This is a genomic window from Devosia sp. WQ 349K1 (assembly GCF_016595685.1).
In the GTDB taxonomy this organism is placed as follows: domain Bacteria; phylum Pseudomonadota; class Alphaproteobacteria; order Rhizobiales; family Devosiaceae; genus Devosia.
This window is the reverse complement of sequence record NZ_JAENGO010000005.1, coordinates 96,037-116,536: the sequence shown is the minus strand read 5'-3', so window position 1 is coordinate 116,536 and position 20,500 is coordinate 96,037. Positions and strand designations below refer to the sequence as shown.

General features: G+C 57.9%; 15 protein-coding genes. 3 read left to right on the top strand and 12 right to left on the bottom strand.

Translation table 11 applies throughout. From position 1 onward, the window contains the following. Nucleotides 1-12: 12 nt before the first annotated feature. The 10 genes from murJ to JHL21_RS11175 all read right to left on the bottom strand — a co-directional run bounded on the left by murJ (nt 13) and on the right by JHL21_RS11175 (nt 15,465). Complete coding sequence (gene murJ / locus JHL21_RS11220) at nt 13-1,572, bottom strand: murein biosynthesis integral membrane protein MurJ (protein ID WP_200213526.1); 1,560 nt, start codon at nt 1,570-1,572, stop codon at nt 13-15. Nucleotides 1,573-1,587: 15 nt separating this feature from the next. Continuing rightward, the gene (locus tag JHL21_RS11215) at nt 1,588-4,383 is read right to left on the bottom strand and encodes a [protein-PII] uridylyltransferase (protein ID WP_200213524.1); all 2,796 of its coding nucleotides are present in this window, start codon (nt 4,381-4,383) and stop codon (nt 1,588-1,590) included. After that, complete coding sequence (gene mutS / locus JHL21_RS11210) at nt 4,364-7,075, bottom strand: DNA mismatch repair protein MutS (RefSeq protein WP_254082027.1); 2,712 nt, start codon at nt 7,073-7,075, stop codon at nt 4,364-4,366. Before mutS ends, JHL21_RS11215 begins: the two co-directional genes overlap by 20 nt. 100 nt (nt 7,076-7,175) lie before the next feature. Further along, on the bottom strand, nt 7,176-7,985 hold the full coding sequence (locus JHL21_RS11205; RefSeq protein ID WP_200213523.1) for a DUF2189 domain-containing protein: 810 nt from the start codon (nt 7,983-7,985) through the stop codon (nt 7,176-7,178). A gap of 140 nt (nt 7,986-8,125) precedes the next feature. Continuing rightward, on the bottom strand, nt 8,126-9,397 hold the full coding sequence (locus JHL21_RS11200) for an O-acetylhomoserine aminocarboxypropyltransferase/cysteine synthase family protein (RefSeq protein WP_200213522.1): 1,272 nt from the start codon (nt 9,395-9,397) through the stop codon (nt 8,126-8,128). A 111-nt stretch (nt 9,398-9,508) separates the two neighbouring features. Further along, nucleotides 9,509-11,131 (bottom strand): glycoside hydrolase family 43 protein, encoded by a 1,623-nt coding sequence (locus tag JHL21_RS11195; RefSeq protein WP_200213521.1) that lies wholly within the window; start codon nt 11,129-11,131, stop codon nt 9,509-9,511. A gap of 9 nt (nt 11,132-11,140) precedes the next feature. Beyond that, nucleotides 11,141-11,581 (bottom strand): GNAT family N-acetyltransferase, encoded by a 441-nt coding sequence (locus tag JHL21_RS11190; protein ID WP_200213520.1) that lies wholly within the window; start codon nt 11,579-11,581, stop codon nt 11,141-11,143. Further along, on the bottom strand, nt 11,581-12,888 hold the full coding sequence (gene xylA / locus JHL21_RS11185) for a xylose isomerase (RefSeq protein ID WP_169194397.1): 1,308 nt from the start codon (nt 12,886-12,888) through the stop codon (nt 11,581-11,583). Before xylA ends, JHL21_RS11190 begins: the two co-directional genes overlap by 1 nt. Continuing rightward, nucleotides 12,885-14,348, bottom strand: a complete 1,464-nt coding sequence (gene xylB, locus JHL21_RS11180) for a xylulokinase (protein ID WP_200213519.1) — start codon at nt 14,346-14,348, stop codon at nt 12,885-12,887. The genes xylA and xylB overlap by 4 nt, the downstream gene beginning before the upstream one ends. 88 nt (nt 14,349-14,436) lie before the next feature. Next, entirely contained in the window at nt 14,437-15,465 is a 1,029-nt protein-coding gene (locus JHL21_RS11175; RefSeq protein WP_200213518.1) for a LacI family DNA-binding transcriptional regulator, read from the bottom strand. A 135-nt stretch (nt 15,466-15,600) separates the two neighbouring features. Here JHL21_RS11175 and JHL21_RS11170 point away from each other — a divergent pair, with 135 nt between their 5' ends. Together JHL21_RS11170 and JHL21_RS11165 are read left to right on the top strand one after the other, a co-directional pair. Next, nucleotides 15,601-16,611, top strand: coding sequence for an aldose epimerase family protein (locus JHL21_RS11170; protein ID WP_200213517.1), 1,011 nt, complete (start codon nt 15,601-15,603; stop codon nt 16,609-16,611). 87 nt (nt 16,612-16,698) lie between these two features. Then, nucleotides 16,699-17,406, top strand: coding sequence for a YafY family protein (locus JHL21_RS11165; RefSeq protein WP_200213516.1), 708 nt, complete (start codon nt 16,699-16,701; stop codon nt 17,404-17,406). Between the two features lie 52 nt (nt 17,407-17,458). Here JHL21_RS11165 and JHL21_RS11160 read toward each other — a convergent pair whose 3' ends face one another. Together JHL21_RS11160 and JHL21_RS11155 are read right to left on the bottom strand one after the other, a co-directional pair. Continuing rightward, on the bottom strand, nt 17,459-17,839 hold the full coding sequence (locus JHL21_RS11160; protein WP_200213514.1) for a DUF1294 domain-containing protein: 381 nt from the start codon (nt 17,837-17,839) through the stop codon (nt 17,459-17,461). Nucleotides 17,840-17,913: 74 nt separating this feature from the next. Next, a complete protein-coding gene (locus tag JHL21_RS11155) occupies nt 17,914-19,440 on the bottom strand; it encodes a YifB family Mg chelatase-like AAA ATPase (protein WP_200213513.1) in 1,527 nt (508 codons plus the stop codon). Between the two features lie 175 nt (nt 19,441-19,615). Here JHL21_RS11155 and JHL21_RS11150 point away from each other — a divergent pair, with 175 nt between their 5' ends. Beyond that, entirely contained in the window at nt 19,616-20,443 is an 828-nt protein-coding gene (locus JHL21_RS11150) for a glycoside hydrolase family 25 protein (RefSeq protein WP_248305894.1), read from the top strand. The last annotated feature ends 57 nt before the right edge of the window (nt 20,444-20,500 follow it).

The window sequence follows — 20,500 nt, the reverse complement described above, 5'->3', positions numbered from 1 at the left end:
GATGAAAACCAATTAGCGACGTTTGAACCGTCGCAAAAGCTGACCGAGGCGTTGTGTGCCTGTGATGTGTATGAGTGTGAAATAGAGCACGACACCGAACGTGATCAAAATGGCGAGCACACCCGCCTGTATCCAGAAGGGGGAGCCAGTCGCCAGAAGGCCCCGACCTTGGTCGGCGAGAATGAACAGGCCACCACCCATGATGGCACTGACCAGCAGGATCGACACTTGACCACGCCATTGGGCCCAACTGAGCTTGAAGTGCCCACGATATGCCAATGTGACGCCCATTAAGGCCACATTGGCCCAGGCGGAGACACTGGTCGCCAAGGCGATGCCAAGGTGTTTTAAGCTAGGGAATAGGAGCAGCGAAATCCCGATATTGAGACCCACACTCACCAGCGCAAACATGGTCGGTGTGACCGTATCCTCGCGCGCAAAGAACCCTGGCTGGAGGATGCGGATGAGCACAAAGGCGGGCAGGCCGATAGCAAAACCAATAAGCGCTTCAGTGGTATAGAGCGTATCCATCGCACCAAATTGCCCACGTTCAAACAACACGCGGACAATTGGCTCCCCCAGCGCGACCAGCGCGAAGGCCGCCGGCATTGTGAGCAGCATGGAGATAAAGAGGGCCTGGTCTTGAGAGGCCCGCGCTTCAGTTTCGCGACCACCTTTGAGGTGGCGGCTCAATTCCGGCAAAAGCACAGTGCCAATGGCGATGCCAATGATTCCGAGCGGCAACTGATAGAGCCGATCGGCGAAATTGAGGATCGAAATGGTGTTCTCACCGCCAGAGGCGATGATAGTGCCGACGAAGATATTGATCTGGGTAATGCCCCCAGCAAGGATCGCCGGAACCGCTAGAACCCAGAACCGGCGCACATCTGCATCAAAGCGCGGCAGGCGCAGCTTGGGTTTCATGCCGGTGCGCTGGATCGCGCCCCACACCAAAATAAGCTGGGCAACGCCGCCGAGCATGGTCGCAAGTGCCACCCACAGTGTCGCCTGTTGCGGCGCCTGGACGAAGAATGTGGCGAGCGGAATGAGGGCGGCGATATTGACGAGATTGAGCAGAACCGGCGCAAAAGCCGAAGCAAAATAGCGGTTTAACGTATTCAGGATCGCGCTATAGGCCGCCATCAGCGACATGCAGGCGAGATAGGGGAACATGATCCGGGTCAGCAAAACCGTCAGATCGAATTTTTCCTTATCGCCGACAAACCCCGGCACAAACAGCGCCATCAGCTGGGGCATGAAAATTTCGGCCAGAACGGTGACGATGATCAGCGCCACCACCAGCCAGCTCATGATCCGCGAGGCCAGTTCCTTGGCCCCGGCATTGCCTTGCGTTTCAAGCGCGCCCGAGAACATCGGCACAAAGGCGGTGTTGAACGCGCCTTCGGCAAATAAGCGTCGGAACAGATTGGGGAAGCGGAAGGCCGCGTAAAAGGCGTCGGCGGCCGGGCCAACGCCCAAGACCACCGCCATCAACATGTCCCGCGCGAGGCCTGCCACGCGCGAGATTAATGTCATGGAACCGACAGAGACGAAGTTGCGAAATAGGCTCATGCGCGTCCTCGACGCTTAGCCATTACTTGGCTTCTTCGCGTCCGGTGTTTCGAAAACGGCGAGAAGAGAATCGTGGATTTTCTTCTGGCGCTGTTTCACGTGAATCTTCTGGCCCGTCAGGTCCGTGACGTAGAAAACGTCGACCGCTTTTTCCCCATATGTGCCGATATGAGCCGACCCGATGGTCAGGCTCAAATCGGAAATCTCGCGGGTGAGGGCATACAACAGGCCAATGCGATCGAGCCCAGCCACTTCAATAACGGTGAACTTTTCCGAGATGGCATTGGACACCGAAACCTGAGCGGGCAGGGCGAAAGGTTTGAGGCGCTTGTTGTGGCGACTTTCCTTGCCCAGATCGATGGTCACCTGACGCTGGCCTTGCAGCAATTGCTTGACCGTATCGATAATTCGGGTGGCGCGGACCTTTTCGTCCTCATCGGAGGTGAACGAACGACGAAGACGGAAAGTGTCGATGGCGCGGCCGTCACGGGTCGAGAAAATCTGCGCCCCAATAATCGACGCATCCTGCATGGTGCAGGCACCCGCGATGAGCGAAAGCAGGCGCGGATGGTCGGGCGTATAAAAGCTCACCTCGGTGATACTCTCAAACGCCTTCACCCGGATCGACCCGGCAAAGGGGTTACCCGACTGATCGGCATTGCGGATCATGCGCGCGTGCTCGATCTGCAATTCTGGTTCAGCACGGAGCCAATAGTGGTCGTAGTGACGACCGATATAGGCGTCGACGTCTTCAGCAGGCCAGGCCGACAGCGCCTCTTTCAAGGCGTATTTCGCCTGATTGACGCGATCCGATTGACTGACCTGTGAGTGACCGCCCGACAGTAGGGGTTCGGTCGCGTAATAAAGCGCCCGCAGCAACGAGCCTTTCCAACCCGTCCACGTGCCAGGACCCACAGCGCGAATATCGCAAGCTGTAAGGATCATCAGCAGGGCCAGACGTTGTGGCGATTGCACGATTTCGGCAAATGCCTTGGCGGTTTCAGGATCCTGAATATCGCGCGCCTGCGCAATCTCGCTCATCACCAAATGGTTTTCGACCAGCCAAGCGACGGTATCTGTTTCGGCTGGGGTCAGGCCAAAGCGTGGGCATAGTTTTTTCGCGATCCGCGCACCAGCGATGGAGTGATCTTCCGGACGGCCCTTGGCGATATCATGCAGGAACAGCGCGACAAAAAGCAGCTTGGTGTCGTTGAGCTGCGGCAGCAACTCATGAGTCAGCGGCAATTCAGTGCGCATACCGCCATTGGCGATATCCGCCATAATCCCAACCGAGCGGATCAAATGCTCATCCACCGTATAGTGGTGATACATGTTGAACTGCATCAGGGCGACGATCTTGCCGAAATCGGGCACAAACCTGCCCAGAACGCCGCTCTCATTCATCTGCCGCAGCATCCGCTCGACATAGGTGGAGCTGGTGAGAACAGTCAGGAAGAAGGCATTCGCCTTCTGATCATTGCGCAGCTTGTTGTCGATGAGATGGAGGGAGTCGCGAATAACCTTGATGGCGTCAGGGTGGAACAGCAGTTCCTCGCGCCCGGCGACCATAAACATGCGAATGAGATTGACCGGGTCTTTTTCAAACACATCGGCTGCAGCGATATTGAGACGCCCGGTGTCGATGACGAAATCGGCTTCGCCCTTGATCTTGCTCTTGCCCTTACGGAAAGGCGAGAGCATGCGGCCAACCACGTCCATGTCTTTAACGTGATGGAATTCGAGGCTGGCGCAAATGATACGGGTGAGATCACCGACGTCTTTGGCCACAAGGAAATAGCGCTTCATAAAGCGCTCAACCCCAAGCATGCCAAGGCGCTGCTCATAGCCCATGCGGCGCGCCAGATCGGGCTGCACGTCAAAGGTCAGCTTTTCGTCAGCGCGACCGGTGATGTAGTGAAGGTGGCAGCGCACTGCCCAAAGGAAATCTTCAGCGCGAGAGAAGTGGCGGTATTCCGCGGCGCTGAGAACTTTTTTGTCCACCAGCTCCTGGCTGGTTTTGACCTGATAGAAATATTTGCCGATCCAGAAGAGGGTATTGAGATCGCGTAAGCCCCCTTTACCGTCTTTGATATTGGGCTCGACCACATAGCGAGTATTGCCCATTTGTCGGTGGCGCTCATCGCGCTCGGCCATTTTGGCAGCGATGAATTCCGGGCCGGTCTTCGGCATGATCTCGGTTTCAAAACGCGAGACCAGTTGCGAGAACAGCTCTTTATCTCCGGTCACATAGCGGGATTCGAGCGTCGCGGTGCGCACCGTCATGTCGGCGCGCGCCATGCGAATACACTCATCCACCGAGCGCACGGCGTGGCCAACTTTTTGGCCCAAATCCCAGAGCATGTAGAGCACATATTCTGTGACCTGCTCGCCCCAAGGGGTTTGCTTATAGGGCAGGATAAACAGCAGATCGATGTCCGAACCAGGCGCCAGCGTGCCACGGCCGTAGCCGCCAACAGCCGAGAGCGCGATGGCTTCAGCGCCAGAGGGGTTATCGACCGGATAAACGCGCATTGTTGCGAAGGAATAGACCGCTCGGATAATCTCATCCTGCGCAGCCGAAAGGTTTTGCGCACAGCGCGTCCCCTTGCCGGTGGCGATTAGGTCGACCTCGGCAGCCTTGCGGGCGGTCTGGAGCGTCTGACGAATATGGGCCAGAACCAGCGCACGAGCCTTGGGCGAGCCAGCGGCCTCGTCGCCCACGATACTATCGAGTTCGGCAAGAATGGTCGGCGCGGTTTTGAGCGCGAACTGTGGCTTTTTGGGCCGGGCCTCAGTTTCGGCGAGCGTCATCGCGGAGTTTCTTCAAGTGATACAGAGCCTCTATAGCCTGGCGCGGGGTCATTTCATCCGGCCGGACCGCGTCGAGTGCCTCGTGCACCGCGTCTGTTCGGATTGGAACCGGAACAGGCTGATGCGCGAAGAGCGGCAAATCGTCTAGCACGCTCGCCTTGTCGCTGGAAGAGGCCGTACCGGAGGATCGTTTCTCAAGTATGTCTAGGACTTGCTTAGCACGATAGATGACAGGTTCAGGCAAACCCGCAAGGCGGGCGACCTGAATGCCATAGGATCGATCGGCAGCGCCGGGGCCAACTTCGTGCAGGAAGACAACTTCGCCCTCCCATTCACGCACCTTCATGGTGACATTGGCAACACGCGAGAGCGTCTTGGCCAAAGAGGTCAGCTCATGGAAATGGGTGGCAAACAGAGCGCGGCAACCGGTGGTTTCATGCAAGGCCTCAACGGCGGCCCAAGCGATGGAAAGACCATCGAAGGTCGCTGTGCCACGGCCAATTTCGTCAAGCACCACCAGCGAACGGCGGGTCGCGCGATTAAGAATAGCGGCAGTTTCAACCATTTCGACCATGAAGGTCGAGCGGCCGTGAGCAATATCGTCAGAGGCGCCAACACGCGAGAAAAGGCGATCAACGACGCCGATATGGGCGCTATCCGCTGGAACGAAGCAGCCCATCTGCGCGAGAATGGCGATCAGGGCGTTTTGACGGAGGAAAGTCGACTTACCGCCCATATTCGGGCCAGTGACGAGCCAAAGACCACCGCCACCTGTTTCTTCCGAACCAGACAGATCGGCATTGTTGGCGACAAAGCTATGCCCTTCGGCCTTCACCATCAGTTCAACAACCGGATGGCGCCCGCCTTCAATAGCAAAGGCTAGGCTGTCGTCGACCAAGGGACGATGATAGCCGCGCGTTGCCGAGACTTCCGCCAGGGCCGCTGTGACGTCCAGTTCGGCCAAGGCATCGGCCAGATCCTGCAAAGCAGTCGTGTGGCCCAAGACGCTTTCACGCAGATGCGCAAAAATCGCATGCTCGATTTCGAGCGCAGCACCCTGCGCCTGCGAGATACGGCCCTCAAGCTCTGCCAGTTCCGTCGTGGTAAAGCGCATGGCATTGGCCATGGTCTGACGATGGATGAAAACCTCGCGATGCGGCGGCTCCAGCAATTTCTGACCATGGGCGGCCGGGACTTCAACAAAGAACCCCAGAACGCCATTGTGCTTGATCTTGAGCGAGCGGACGTCGGTCTCGTCCGTGAGGCGCGCCTGCAGAGCGGCGACAACCTCGCGGGTCTCGCGGCTCAGAGCCCGTTCTTCATCGAGACGCGGATCGTAATGGGGCCGCACAAACCCGCCATCGCGCGCCAACAGTGGCAGATCATCGTCGAGAGCTAGCGAAAGGTTCAGCGCCATGTCGCGCGGGGCAGCGCCGAGAACGGCCTGCAAACGCGACAGGATCGGGGGTAGGTCATCATGTGCGGCCAATTGCGCCGCCACATCGAGCGCTGCCGACACGGCTTTGCCGATGGAGGCCAGATCGCGCGGACCACCGCGCTCCAGTGTCAAACGCGAGAGCGCGCGCGCCACATCGGGCGCAGCCTTCAAATCCTGACGCAATCGCGTCCGCAGGAGCGTATCATCGAACAGACGCTCCACTGCATCGAGACGCTCATTGATGGGCTCAGACTTGCTCAGCGGCGCGGCCAGTCGATTGGACAGTAGACGCGCGCCGGGTGCGGTGACCGTCAGATCAATACTCTGGCGCAGAGAACCCTTGGCCTGGCCGCGTTGGGTTTGCAGGATTTCGAGCGAGGAACGGGTCGCCGCATCGATGCTCAAGGTCAGCTCATTGGCGCCACTCACCGGCGGGCGCAGCGCTGTGGAGCGACCCTTCTGGCTTTCCAGCGCATAACCCACCAAAGCGCCAACGGCGCTGCGAGATGCACGCGACAAAGCAGAGGGATCAAAAACCGACGGATCAAACACTTTTCGCAGTGCTGCAAAAGCGTTTTCGCTGTCAGCCAATTCTGGCGCCAGAGAAGACGCAATCGCGGCCCAGGCCGGAGCGAACAAATGCCGCTCGACAAGTGCAGCGCGCGTCGCATCGGTCAGGAGCAATTCGGCCGGAGCGATCCGGGCCATTTCGTCCGAAAGCTGTTCCGCCGTCAGGTCGGAAACAAAGGTTTCCCCGGTTGAAATATCGGCCCAAGCCAGTGCAAAGTCGGTGTCGCCGTGACGGACCATGGAGAGCGCTGCCAAATAATTGGCCGACCGCGCGTCGAGATGGTCATCTTCGGTCAGCGTCCCAGGGGTGACAAGGCGAACAACGCCACGCTTCACCACTGACTTCGAGCCGCGCTTTTTGGCTTCTGCCGGGTCTTCCATCTGCTCACAAATGGCGACGCGGTGTCCGAGCCGGATCAGCTTATTGAGATAATCATTGGCAGCGTGGATCGGCACGCCGCACATGGAAATATCTTCGCCCAAATGCTTGCCGCGCTTGGTGAGCACGATGCCCAACGCCGCACTGGCGATCTCGGCGTCTTCAAAGAAGAGCTCATAGAAATCGCCCATGCGATAGAACAGCAAATAGCCCGGATTGGCCGATTTGATTTCAAAGAACTGCGCCATCATGGGCGTCAGTCCAGATGCGGCGCTCAGTGTTGCGTCTGGCGAAATTTGGTCCATGAGCTCGGGAGATTGGGGCGCTAGTCGGAAGTGCCGAGCTTAGGCAATTCACGGCACTCTGCCAACCGGCAGAGCACCCGTTTTCCGTGCGTTTATCGCTTTATCGAATGAGCGAGGTCTGTGGGACCAGCTTGCGATAAAGGTGCCACGTGGCGTGGCCCAGAATAGGCAGTACCACCGCAAGCCCAACGAACAGCAGGGCGGAGCCGATAAACACTGCCGCGCCAACGATTAGCCCCCAAGCCAACATTGGTCCAATGTTCTTCGTGACGGCGCGGACAGAGGTTTCAATGGCCACATAGGCGCCGACATCGCGATCAATGAGCAGCGGGAAGGCGATGACACTGGTGCACAGCACCGCAAGAGCAAATAGCGCGCCCACGCCCGTGCCCATCACCAGCAGGCTCATCCCGTCCGGCGAGCCGAAGACTTGCGCAAACAGACCATCTAAAGTGCGCGGCGCGACGGAGCCAAAAATGCCTTGGTAGATCGACTGCGCGGCAGTGAGCCAGAGGGTGAACAGAACGAGCAGCATGACGCCAACCACGACGATACTGCCAATGGCAGGTGAGCTCATGACGCGGAAGGCATCTCGCCAACTGGGTCGCCGCCCCTCTTCGCGCTGCTTGGAGATTTCGTAAAGCGGCAGCGCCGCTACCGGACCGAGAAGGGCGAAACCGCCGATGAGTGGATAAAGGAGGGGCCAGGTCTGATAGCCATTCATCCACACGGTCAGCACAATGCCGATGACCGGGTAGATCAGTGCCAAGAGCAGATAATGACTGGGCTTAGCCCAAAAATCTGCTGCCCCTTTGCTGAGGGCATCGCCAAGGTCTGCATACGAAATTTTCGCGATTGCCGGCAGATCGAGCTTTTCGCCCACACCGGACATGAGATGAATTCGCGCCATAGTCGTCCTCCTTCCAACAATGGAAGTCGCGTGACCCGCGTGGCGCTGCCTCAAGCGCGATACGCAGAACCTGCGACCGCTAAAGAGTTCAGACTACGCCCAAAGCCGGAGGCTGTCGCCCCCGGCTCCAGAATTTGTGATTATGCCTTGGCCAGCGCCTGATCGATGTCGGCGATGATGTCGTCGATGTGCTCGATGCCCACCGAGATACGGACCAAATCTTCCGACACACCGGCCTTCGCCAATTCTTCCGGCGAGAGCTGACGGTGCGTGGTGGAGGCCGGATGGCATGCGAGCGACTTGGCATCGCCAATGTTGACGAGGCGCAAGATCAACTGCAGGGCGTCGATAAATCGCCCGCCAGATTCCTTCCCACCGTCGATGCCAAAGGACAAAATGCCCGAGCCCGAGCCCTTGGAAATCTTCTGCGCAACGGCGTGGTAAGGGCTGTCTTCAAGCCCGGCATAATTCACCCACTTTACCTTGGGATGGCTCTTGAGGTGCTTTGCCACCTTGAGCGCATTTTCAGAGTGGCGCTCGATACGCAGACCAAGCGTTTCCAGACCCTGCAAAATCAAGAAGGCATTGTGAGGGGAGATCGCAGCACCAGTGTTGCGCAGCGGAGCAACGCGAGCACGACCGATATAGGCTGCCGGCCCAAGCGCCTCAGTGTAGACCACGCCGTGATAGGACGGATCGGGCTCATTGAGGATTGGGAAGCGCTTGGCATTGGCCTTCCAATCAAACTTGCCGCTGTCGACAATCGCGCCACCGATGGCGACACCGTGGCCGCCGATGTATTTGGTCAGCGAGTGCACAACGATGTCCGCGCCGAAATCGAATGGGCGGGTCAGATAGGGGGTCGCGACAGTGTTATCGACGATCACTGGCACGCCATGGCGATGGGCGATCTCGGCGATCCTTTGAATGTCGACGACATTGCCCGCTGGATTGCCGATGGATTCGAGGAAGATCGCCTTAGTCTTGTCGTCGATGGCTTTTTCAAAGCCTTCGTAATCGTCATGGCTGACGAGACGGGTTTCAATGCCCTGGCGTGGGAAGGCGTGAACGAAGAGATTGTAGGTGCCACCATAGAGCTGGGAGACCGAAACAATATTGTCGCCGACACCAGCAATGGTCTGAATGGCATAGGTGATGGCAGCCATGCCCGAGGCAAGCGCCAGTGCTGCGATCCCGCCTTCGAGCGCAGCCACACGCGCTTCGAGCACGGCCTGAGTCGGGTTCATGATGCGGGTGTAGATATTGCCCGGAACCTTCAGATCGAACAGATCAGCGCCATGCTGGGTATTGTCGAAGGTATAGGAGGTCGTCTGATAGATCGGCACAGCAGCGGACTTCGTCGTCGCTTCAGAGGTATAGCCGTGGTGCAGGGCAATAGTTTCGGGCTTCATAGTCTTCTCCCTAAGAACGGATGAGAAGACTCTGACAACACCAAAAAAATAACAAGGCGCGAAAGAGACAAGTCGTTCTCCTCCGCGCCCTGTTCGAGAGAAATAAAGCGCTTAACTTACCGCATCGAGCTTATAACGATCCAAGGACCCGTGCTGCGGCGTGTAGGTGAAGTAGTCGAAGTCCGCCGGCGAGGCCGTGCCGTTCAAGTCATGAGCGGCAACGCCAACGAAGGCGCCAGTGAAGCTGCCGTGCGCTTGGTGACCACCACATTCATCGGACAGCAAGGACGCGTCGAACACCGGCCCAATGGCCTGCAATTCCTGCCCTTCAAGAGCGTAATAGAACTGAAGGTCACGATTGCGAACGGTGAGCTTGAGCCTGACCTTGCCGCCATTGGGGATTTGCACAGGGGCCGCCGGGAATTTGAGCTTTCCGTCTGGCCAGCTCATTTCCGAAGTCATCAGCAGCAGTTCGCGCTGACCATCCGAATGGGCGGTCACGGCGAGATAGAAGAAATTGTAGCGGCTATAATAGGCCGTCAGCCCGGCCATGGTGCGTTCGTCCGTGGCGGCGAAATCGACGAGCGTTTCTGCGTCATAGGAAAAATGCGTCTGGCGGCGGGCGACCAATGATTGCTCAAACCACGAGCCAATCGACTCGCGACCAAACAGACGCAACTTGCCGTTTTCAGTTGTGAAAATGCGCTCGGTTTCCGGCGTGCGGAGCCACTGGAAATCCTTGTGCAGACCATTTTCAAAGCTATAGCGCTGCTCGGTCCAATATTTGTCCTCGTCGCGCGTGCCCGGCACGTCCACCTCAAGCGAGGGGACCGGCCCGTTCTTAACATAGAGCCAGTCGTCCTCGCCCCAATAGCATTCCTGAATTGAGGTTTCGCGGCCGAGAACGCAGCGGCGTTCTTGCGTGGTCGGGCGACCGCCGAGGTGAACGAGATAGGTTTTGCCGTCTGCCGTATCCACGAGATCGCCATGACCCGCGCGCTGGATGGCGGCAAAGGGCGAGTCTTTTGAGGTCAGAATATGCTTGTCGGGATGGGTTTCATATTGCCCATCCAGCCTGCGCGAGCGCGCAAAAGTGCAGGCATGGTCATAGGCCGTGCCGCCTTCAGCAGTGAGCAGATAATACCAGCCGTTGCGCTTATAAAGATGCGGGCCTTCGACCAGTTTAAGGTCTGTGCCCTGATAGATATTGGTGATCGGGCCAACGAGCTTTCCGGCCACCGGATCAAACTCTTGCAGCATGATGCCCGCAAAAAGCAGCGGGCGGACGCGATGGTCCCAGGCCATGTTGACGAACCATTTGCGGCCATCGTCGTCATGGAACAGCGAGGGGTCAAAGCCCGAGGAATTTGTATAGACCGGATCTGACCACGGGCCTTCAATATTGTCCGCCCAGACGATGTAGTTATGGGCGTCCTTGAACGAGCCGTCTTTGCGCTTCACATCGGTGTAAACCAGCCAAAAACGCTCGCCATCATGGCTCAGGCACGGCGCCCACACGCCACAGCTGTCCGGGTCGCCACGCATATCGAGCTGAGCTTTGCGGGTCAGCGGACGCGTCACCAGATCCCAATTGGCCAGATCCTTTGAGTGGTGGATCTGCACGCCGGGGAACCATTCAAACGTGGACGTGGCAATATAGTAGTCGTCGCCGACGCGAAGGATCGACGGGTCCGGATTAAAACCGGGAAGAATGGGATTGGTGATCTGTGGCATCGTTAAATCCTAGACCGACAGCGTCATGCGATATGGGACGAAGCCGGTCTGGCTGGCCAGTCGATCATAGAGCTGCATAGCGGTCGTATTGGTTTTGTGGGTGGTCCAATAGAGCTGCGCGCAGGGTCTGGCCCGCGCGATTGTCGCGACATGTTCGATCAGTGCGCGACCGTGGCCGCCACCACGCACGTCGGGCATGACGTACAAATCCTGCAAATAGCAATTGTCGGCGACCGCCCAATTGGTGCGATGATATAGCCAGTGAACGAGGCCAATAGGCTGGCCGTCCTGGAGCGCGAGCGCGCCCCAGGTTGGCTCGTTAGGATCGAGCAGGCGCGACCACGTCGAGGCAAAAACCTCTTGCGGCAGTACCGTTTCGTAGAACTGCAAATAGGCAGTCCACAATTGGGTCCACACCCGATGGTCGCTCTGTTCGATCGCTCGGATCATCAGACGAACCGATTGACCAGATTTTCGAGATATTCTTGGCGGCCAGAGCGCGGCTGCGGATTGATGCTTTGTGCGTCAACCTTGCCGGCAATGTCTGCCAACGACAGCTTTCCAGCCAGAATATCCTTGCCCAAGCCATTGTCCCAACCGGCGTAGCGGTCATCGAGCAGCTTATCGAATTCGCCATCTGCGATCAGGGCAGCTGCGCCCTTGAGACCACGAGCCAAGGTGTCCAGACCCAGAATATGACCGTGCAACAAATCTGCTGGGTCGAGCGACTGGCGGCGCACTTTGGCGTCGAAATTGAAGCCGCCCTTGCCAAGACCACCCTGCTTGAGAATGTAGTAGAAGGCGAGGGCCATTTCCCCGGCATTGTTCGGGAAGTGGTCGGTATCCCAGCCAGACTGCAAGTCATTGCGGTTGGCGTCGACGGAGCCAAGCTGGCCCAGCGAGGAGGCCACAGCCAACTCATGCTCGAAGGAGTGACCGGCGAGGAAGGCGTGGCCAACTTCGATGTTGCACTTCACCTTCTTGTCGAGGCCATATTTCTGGAGGAAGCCGAACACCGTTGCGACGTCAAAGTCGTACTGGTGCTTGGACGGTTCTTGTGGCTTGGGTTCGATGAGGATCTGACCGGTAAAGCCGATCTTTTCGGCATGCTCGATAACCAGCGTCAGGAAGCGGGCCATCTGGTCCTGTTCCTGGCCGATCTTGGTATTGAGCAGGGTTTCGTAGCCTTCGCGGCCGCCCCAAAGCACATAGTTCTCGCCACCCAATTCATGGGTTAGCTCGAGAACGGCCTTCACCTGACCGGCGGCATAGGCGAAAATTTCTGGATCTGGATTGGTCGCAGCGCCCGCCATATAGCGACGGTTAGAGAAGAGATTGGCAGTGCCCCACAGGAGCTTCTTGCCCGAGCTCTGCATCTTGCTGGCAATGAGATCGCCGATAATGCGCAGGTTCTTATTGCTCTCGGCTAGAGTTGCGCCTTCTGGTGCCACATCCACGTCGTGGAAGGCAAAAAAGGGCACATCGATGAGATTAAAGAACTCGAAGGCAACTTCGGTCTTGAGCTTTGCGCCTTCGAGGCCCTTATCGAACCAAGGACGATCAAAAGTACGGCCGCCAAAGGGGTCGCCGCCTTCCTGCGCGAACGTGTGCCAATAGGCGATGGCCGGGCGGATGTGGTCTTCCATCCGCTTGCCAGCAACAAGCTCGTCCTTATTGTAATGACGGTAAGCGAGCGGATTCTTGCTCTCTGGACCTTCGAATTTAACTTGGCTCAGACCCTGGAAAAAGTCGGTCACTGGCGTATCTCCTCAATAGCCGGGAATAGGGCGCGATAGCGCTCGTATTGTTCGGAATAAGCAGCCGACAGCTTTGTGTCGGGTGCGATAACTGTTTTGACAGGCGGCATGGTCATCACCTCTGCAGGCGAAGCGCCGGTGGCAGCGCAGAGCCCGAGCCGGGCTGCGCCCAATGCCCCACCGAAATCACCGTCCGCGGGTAGGGCGATTTCCATGTTGAGATTGGTGGCGAGTAATTTGAGCCAAAGCGCGGATCTGGTGCCGCCGCCCACGGCCAACAGCCGCGAGATGTTTGTGCCCGCATCAGCCAAAACGCGCTGACTATCGCGCATGGCGAAAGCGACGCCTTCCATGACCGCTTGCGCCATTTGCGCGGTATCGCTTGATTGGCTGAGGCCAACAAACGAGCCTCGCGCCTTAGGCGCATTGTGCGGCGTCCGTTCGCCGGAGAGGTAAGGCAGGAAGATTTCTTCGCCCGGACCTTTGAACTGTGCCTCCGCGTCGCCCGCCAGCTCCGCTTGCTTTTTGCCGGTGATGCGGGCGAGCCAATTGAGCGAGTCGGTCGCCGAAAGAACAACACCCATCTGGTGCCAAGTATCTGGTATCGCGTGGCAAAACGCGTGTACGGCCCCATTGGTGTTCGGACTGAACTTGGCGTTCGAGACGAACAACACGCCCGAAGTACCCAGCGAGACAAAACCTTCGCCGGGACGAATAGCGCCGATCCCGCAAGCAGCAGCAGCATTGTCGCCTGCGCCACCAGCAACGATCACCGGACCCGCCATGCCCCAACGCGCGGCGTATTCAGCCTTAAGCTGACCCGAGCTTTGTGAGCCCTCGACCAGACGCGGCATGTGTTCGCGCGTGAGACCTGTCACTGCGAGCAGTTCATCAGACCAACCGCGTTTGGCGACGTCGAGCCAGAGCGTTCCAGCGGCATCGGACATGTCCTCGACATGCTCGCCGGTCAGCAGCAAGCGCACATAGGCCTTAGGCAAAAGAACCTTTTTGAGCTTTTTGAAGATCTCTGGCTCGTGCTTGCGCACCCAAGCAATCTTAGGCGCAGTGAAGCCCGCCATGGCGATATTGCCAGCAATATCGCGCAGACTGGGCAGGGCCGCTTCCATTTCCGCGCATTCGGCGGCCGAGCGACCGTCATTCCACAAAATGCAGGGGCGCAGAACTTCGTCATTGGCCCCCAAGAGGGTCGCGCCGTGCATATGACCGGAAAGGCCGATGCCCTTCACCGCCGCCAAAGCCTGCGGATGGGAGGCGTGAAGCTTGTCGATCGCGGCAAGCGTTGCCGCCCACCAATCCTGAGGGTTTTGTTCCGACCAACCGGGATGGGGACGGGTCGGCTCAACGGCCGCGGCCGTCGCTTCGCCCAGCGCTTTCCCGGACGCGTCGATCAACAGCGCTTTAACGCCGGAAGTGCCGATATCAATGCCAAGAAAGGTCATGAGGCACGTACCTCAGAAGCAATCAACAAAAACATCTCAACTCCCCAAGCTCCGTTTTGGAGCGCACCGCTGACATCGATAGCGCTATCTAGCGCAAATTATCGCGAAGGAAAATCGCTAATTCAATAGACTCGCTCTGTACAGGTCGAGCGCCTGACAAGGTTAGGCTGCGCGCAGCGGCAATAACTTCACGAATCTCACCATCAGGGTTCTGATCCAGAACCACATCGATAGTTCCACCCATGAGCCCCAAACGTGTTGGCCCGGTCAGTTCGTGTGTGATCACTTTGATATCACCACCGCGCCCAGACGCCTCTAGCGCAGCGACAAGACCAGCATTGCCTGCACCCAAGTTATAAATGCCGGCAAGTCCCTCATTTTCTTTGATAAGTTCTGCGACAAAGGCTTGCGTTAAGCTGCGCTCATCATGGCCTTCTTTGGGGCCAATAAGTTCGATGTGCGCAAACTCGGATGCGATCACACTCCGAAACCCTTCGAGACGATCCAGGTGATCGCGCAGGTGGAGCGAGCCCGCCATAACACCAACCTTGCCCCCTTGGGGCAGGAAACGCCCCATGAGCGAGGCTGCCGTGCGTCCAGCCGCAACATTATCAACGCCGATGAAATTCCGCCGCGCCGACAAGGGCAGGTCAGAAACCAGCGTAATGACACTAATGCCGCGACGATGAGCGCCATCTATTGCCGCGATTACCTCTGGTTCATCGCCCGAAACGACAATGGCGTAATCGGTGGTTTTGGGATCAAGCCTATCCAAGCGCTCCGCCAAGCCGACCGCGTCAAAAGCTTTTATACGCACCAACTCGAGATGAATTCTGTCCGACTGGGCAGACAGAACACGCCGCGACACAGCGTCGGCAAGGCTCTCCATAAACTCATTGGTGCTCTCGGGGATAAAGAAAACGAGGTGCAGATCGCGCGCTCGGGCCATTAGCGAAGCGTTGAGATCACGGGTAAACCCGATCTCGGCGATAGCGTCTTCGACCTTCGTGGCTGTTGCCGCGCGCACCCCGGGGCGGCCATTGAGCACCCTGTCGACAGTCGCGAGAGAGACGCCAGCTGCACGAGCAACGTCATGTACAGTTGCTCGACGTTTCAAGCTTTCCTCTGACAAACTGCTTCCCCACACTTGCGTCTGCTTTTGCAGAGTTGTTGCGCGCCTAGCAAAGGTCAAGTGTCCCGTTGCGGTGAAGAGACAATAAAGCTAGACCCTTGTGCCAAAGTGGAGGACATTATGGGCGTAACCGTCTCACAATTCGGCGAAATCGGCGGCCAGAGGGTCGATCAGTTTCGCCTGACCAGCGACACCGGCGTCTCTGTCGACATTATCGGCTATGGCGTTTCTGTCCGCGATTGGCGCGTTCCAGTCAATGGGGGCGAGAGAAGCGTCGTTCTCGGATTCGATAATCTTGAGGCCTATCTGGACCATGGCGCCCATTTCGGCGCGATCGCGGGACGCGTCGCCAACCGGATTAAAGACGCCAGTTTCGAGCTCGATGGCACGACCTATCAACTCGCAGCCAATGTTGGCAAACTTCAGCTGCACGGCGGCACTGATGGCTTGGGCCATCAGGTCTGGCAGGGCCAAGTTGATTCGTCGAACAACTCGGTTCGCTTCAGCCATTTCTCGCCCGATGGAGCCATGGGCTATCCGGGCAATGTGAATTTTTATGCGACCTATACGTTGATCGGAAACCGCCTGCGGTTGGAGCTTCGCGCCACCACGGACCGCAACACGCCGATCAGCCTCGTGCAGCACCAGTATTTCAATCTTGGCACGACCGACACGGTCCTCGACCACACCGTTCAGATCAACTCGAGCGCCTATACGATCCTGGGTGATGATCTGGCGCCAACCGGAGCCATTCTCCCCTCGCGCGGCACAATTTACGATCTCCGTAAGCCGCGCACCATGCGCGACGAAAAGGGCACGGGGGTCGATTACGATATGGGGCTGGTGCTTGATAACGGTAGAAAATTCTCCGAACCGCTCGCAACCGTTGTTTCGCCAGACAAGGATCTGACCCTAAAGTTGTGGTCGGATCGTCCGGGCGTGCAGTTCTACAATGCGGTATGGACCGATATGAAAATGCCGGGCCTTGAGGGCAAAATCTACGGCAAGCACTCTGGCTTCTGCCTAGAAGACCAGTGCCCAGCCGACGCGCTGCACAACCCGCATTTCCCCAATATCATTTGCGGTCCGGACAAGCCGTACAGCCACTGGTGCGAAATCGAAATTTCCTAACGCAGTGCTCTGCTGACAAGATATGAGCGTTCCCTTCGTTACGCTCCTGAGCCACACTGCTCAGGAGCGGAATATGGGAACGCCTCTATGGATAAGACCGAGCGACTTTTCTCGATCATGGACGCCTTGCGGCGTCACCGTATGCCGGTTACTGCCGCTGCTTTGGCGCAGGAACAAAAAGTCTCTGTGCGCACGCTTTATCGCGACATCCAAACCCTTATTGGGCTGGGCGCCCCAATCGATGGCGAAGCGGGAATTGGCTACATGCTGAAACCCGGATTTTTCCTCCCACCGCTCATGTTTACGCCCGAAGAGCTAGAGGCACTCGTCCTCGGCGCACGCTGGGTCGAGGCGCAACCCGATGATGGCTTGGGTGCAGCCGCGCGCAATGCCTTGGCAAAAATTGCGACCGCGTCGCCGGATGATTTGCGCGATCGGATCAGCGACACCGCTCTTTGGCCCGTCGCCATTTGGGGCCAGAGAAAACCCGTGCCCGTGCTCGGCGATATTCGCCAAGCTATGCGGCAGGAGCGCGCTGTCATCATCGACTACCAAGATGAGCAGGCGCGCGCGAGTTCAAGGACGATCTGGCCTGTCGGGCTCGCGTTTTACGAAGGAAAACAAACCATTGCAGCGTGGTGCCTGCTACGCAACGCGTTCCGAAACTTCCGCACGGATCGTATTGTCAGCCTTCAGCTCACCGAAGAACGCTACGGCAAGCGTCGGGGACAGCTCGAAAAGGAATGGCGCGCCTCGTGGGAGCACGATGTGAAGTACACCGAAGGGAACACCTGATGTTCCACGTGAATCACGGATTTGGAATTTTGGATTCACGTGAAACACGGCACTAGTTGAGCGAGCGCACCGGACCTGGTGTCATCTCGATGACAGCGAAAATAACCAGCAAATGGAACGCGGTAAGTGCGAGCGCCGACACCACAAAAAGCTGCTTTTGCGTTTTGTGCCGGAACAATTGCTGCCCGAGTAGCCCGCCCAGAATACCAAACGCTGTGTCCGCAAATAGCAGATGCAGCTCCCGGATACGTCTAAGCCCCCCGCGCGCAGATGATTTGTCGATGGCATAAAGCACCAGACTAACGAGTCCCATGCCGAAATACAGTGCGGCGACCCAGAAGGGCAGGCGGAACGTGACAAGGCCAAAGCAGAGCGCCAAAAGCAGCGCCGCGACGCAAAAATAGCGAAACTTGCTCGTGTGCTTTTTCGCCATTCAATTCGTCCTTATTGCCGGTCCTCAAGTGGTAAGGCCAAAGCTTAAACAACTGCTTTGTATCGGCCTAAACGCTAACGTGTTTCAAAGCTCAATCGATAGCTCAGCGCTTCCGCGATGTGCGGGCGAGAGACTTTTTCAGAACTAGCCAAATCAGCCAGGGTCCGCGCGACTTTGAGAACGCGGTGATAGGCGCGAGCCGAAAGATTGAACCGGTCTGCCGCTTGCAGCAGCAAGTTTTGACTTTCCCGATCAGGCTCAACAAGTCGCTCTATCAGCGTTGACGTGGCTGACGCATTGGTGAGGACCTCAGGGTGTCCAGCGGCGTCATAGCGTTGGCGCTGAAACTCTCGTGCCCGTGCCACACGGCCAGCCACAACGGCCGAAGACTCGGCCTCCCCAACGGCGCCGATCATCTCGGCGGCCGATACGCTTGGCACATCAATGCGGATATCAATGCGATCCAGAAAAGGGCCAGAGATACGGGCCTGGTAATCACCGGCACAGGCCGGGCCACGCTTACAAATATGACCCGGCGTTCCGGCGTAACCGCATTTACAGGGGTTCATAGCGGCAATGAGTTGGAAGCGACTAGGATAGGTGACGCGGGCATTTGCCCGGGCGATGACTGTTTCGCCGCTCTCCAAAGGCTGGCGCAGACTGTCCAAAACATTGGGCGCAAATTCTGGCAACTCATCCAGAAAGAGCACGCCATTATGGGCAAGGCTGACCTCTCCGGGTTTGACGCGCAAGCCGCCGCCAACAAGGGCTGCCATTGAGGCAGAATGGTGCGGGGCACGGAAGGGACGACGATCGGAGAGGACGCCGCCGACCAACTCGCCGGAAATGGATTGGATCATGGAAATATCCAATAATTCCCGCGGACTAAGGGGTGGCAAAATAGAGGGTAGGCGGGCCGCCAGCATGGATTTTCCCGCACCGGGCGGGCCAACGAATAGGAGATTATGCCCTCCGGCCGCGGCCACTTCGAGGGCACGACGAGCGACAGCTTGTCCCCGCACATCGCTGAGATCGGGCAAATTGCTGCGCTCATCGGATTGGCGGGCAGGCTTGGGCCGAGCCTGCAATTGGTGCCCAACGAGGTGATTGGCTACCGCAAGCAGGCTATCGGCAGCAATAATATCAATGTCTTCGCCCGCCCAGGCCGCTTCAGGACCAGAGGCGGCGGGGCAAATAACGCCCATGCCCTTTTCACTGGCGGCAAGTGCGGCGGGCAAAATGCCACTGACATGAGCGATGCGGCCATCAAGACCCAATTCCCCCAGGACCAGATAGCCATCGAGCGCATCGCTGGGGATGGCGCCCATAGCCGCCATCATCGCCAGCGCGATCGGCAAGTCGTAATGACTACCCTCTTTGGGAAGATCAGCGGGGGCCAGATTGACCGTAATGCGCTTGGCGGGCAGACCAAGTCCCGAGGCGACGAGCGCCGCGCGGACACGCTCGCTGGCCTCTTTGACTGCCTTATCCGGCAGCCCGACCATGTAAATACGGTGTAAACCCGGCGCTATCTGAACCTGCACCTCAATCGGAACAGCTTCGATCCCCTGAAACGCCACGGTGCCAACGCGTGTCACCATAGGTATGTCCCCCTAGCCAAAGGCAGGCTAACAGAACGCAAAGAGAACGCAATATGGTCTATTAACCATGCGAACTGCCATATTGGTTACCCTAAAACTCCATTAACCCAGAAATGTTGAAACAAAGGCCAGCTTAAGTTGTGCGTAGCGTGTGCCTTCATTGATGAAACCGGTTTTGAAATCTCCCCGCCTCTCCACCCTTGCGAAAGGCGCTGTCTTCGCCCTCGTCGGCGTTGCATTGGCTGCTTGTGCTACTGGCGGTGGGCTCTATGGAGCTATTCCGGGCGACAACCGTCCGCATAAGGCCGTTGATCGAGCCCGCTCGATGCCGGTGCAGGGCATTGACGTCGCGCGCTATCAGGAAAACGTCGATTTCCCCCGCGCTCGTGGTGCTGGCATTCAATTCGTTTTCATGAAAGCGACCGAGGGCAAGGACTATCTTGACCCTGACTTCCGTGTGAACTGGCAGCGCGCCGCTCAGGCCGGCATGCCACGCGGCGCCTATCACTTTATGACGTGGTGTTCGCTGGCCTCCGAGCAGGCCGCTTGGTTCGTTGCCAATGTGCCAGCAGACCCATCGGCACTGCCGCCGGTTCTGGACCTCGAATGGAACAATCACTCGAGCTGCAAGACCAAGCCGAGCAAGGCCGATGCCTTGGAAAAAATTCGTCTGATGCTGGATGTGATGGAGCGCCACAGCGGTAAGCTGCCAATCATCTACACTGACATGAACTTCCACCGCGACATTCTCGAAGGCGAGTACTTCCCCAATAGCTTCTGGCTGCGCTCCACCGCTGCCGAGCCGCATGAGCGCTATAAGAACCGTCCTTGGACCTTCTGGCAGTATACCCAGACTGGGCTTGTGGCCGGTGTGCGGGGCGAGGTGGATCGCAACGTCTTCTATGGCTCACAGAACGAATGGATGACCTTCCTCTCGACCGGCTGTGATCCACGCGCCATACCAGCGCTGCAGCAGACTGGCCGCTGCGGCTACGCCAAATAGCCAGGCTCAGTAAATCTTAGCGAATAGCCTATCCCCAATAGAGTGCTGCTGCGGTAA

What these genes read in the sequence shown, in the direction of transcription:
- murJ (WP_200213526.1), bottom strand. Translation starts at nt 1,572, where the DNA reads ATGAGCCTATTTCGCAACTTCGTCTCTGTCGGTTCCATGACATTAATC.
- JHL21_RS11215 (WP_200213524.1), bottom strand. Translation starts at nt 4,383, where the DNA reads ATGACGCTCGCCGAAACTGAGGCCCGGCCCAAAAAGCCACAGTTCGCG.
- mutS (WP_254082027.1), bottom strand. Translation starts at nt 7,075, where the DNA reads ATGGACCAAATTTCGCCAGACGCAACACTGAGCGCCGCATCTGGACTG.
- JHL21_RS11205 (WP_200213523.1), bottom strand. Translation starts at nt 7,985, where the DNA reads ATGGCGCGAATTCATCTCATGTCCGGTGTGGGCGAAAAGCTCGATCTG.
- JHL21_RS11200 (WP_200213522.1), bottom strand. Translation starts at nt 9,397, where the DNA reads ATGAAGCCCGAAACTATTGCCCTGCACCACGGCTATACCTCTGAAGCG.
- JHL21_RS11195 (WP_200213521.1), bottom strand. Translation starts at nt 11,131, where the DNA reads ATGCCACAGATCACCAATCCCATTCTTCCCGGTTTTAATCCGGACCCG.
- JHL21_RS11190 (WP_200213520.1), bottom strand. Translation starts at nt 11,581, where the DNA reads ATGATCCGAGCGATCGAACAGAGCGACCATCGGGTGTGGACCCAATTG.
- xylB (WP_200213519.1), bottom strand. Translation starts at nt 14,348, where the DNA reads ATGACCTTTCTTGGCATTGATATCGGCACTTCCGGCGTTAAAGCGCTG.
- JHL21_RS11170 (WP_200213517.1), top strand. Translation starts at nt 15,601, where the DNA reads ATGGGCGTAACCGTCTCACAATTCGGCGAAATCGGCGGCCAGAGGGTC.
- JHL21_RS11165 (WP_200213516.1), top strand. Translation starts at nt 16,699, where the DNA reads ATGGATAAGACCGAGCGACTTTTCTCGATCATGGACGCCTTGCGGCGT.
- JHL21_RS11160 (WP_200213514.1), bottom strand. Translation starts at nt 17,839, where the DNA reads ATGGCGAAAAAGCACACGAGCAAGTTTCGCTATTTTTGCGTCGCGGCG.
- JHL21_RS11155 (WP_200213513.1), bottom strand. Translation starts at nt 19,440, where the DNA reads ATGGTGACACGCGTTGGCACCGTGGCGTTTCAGGGGATCGAAGCTGTT.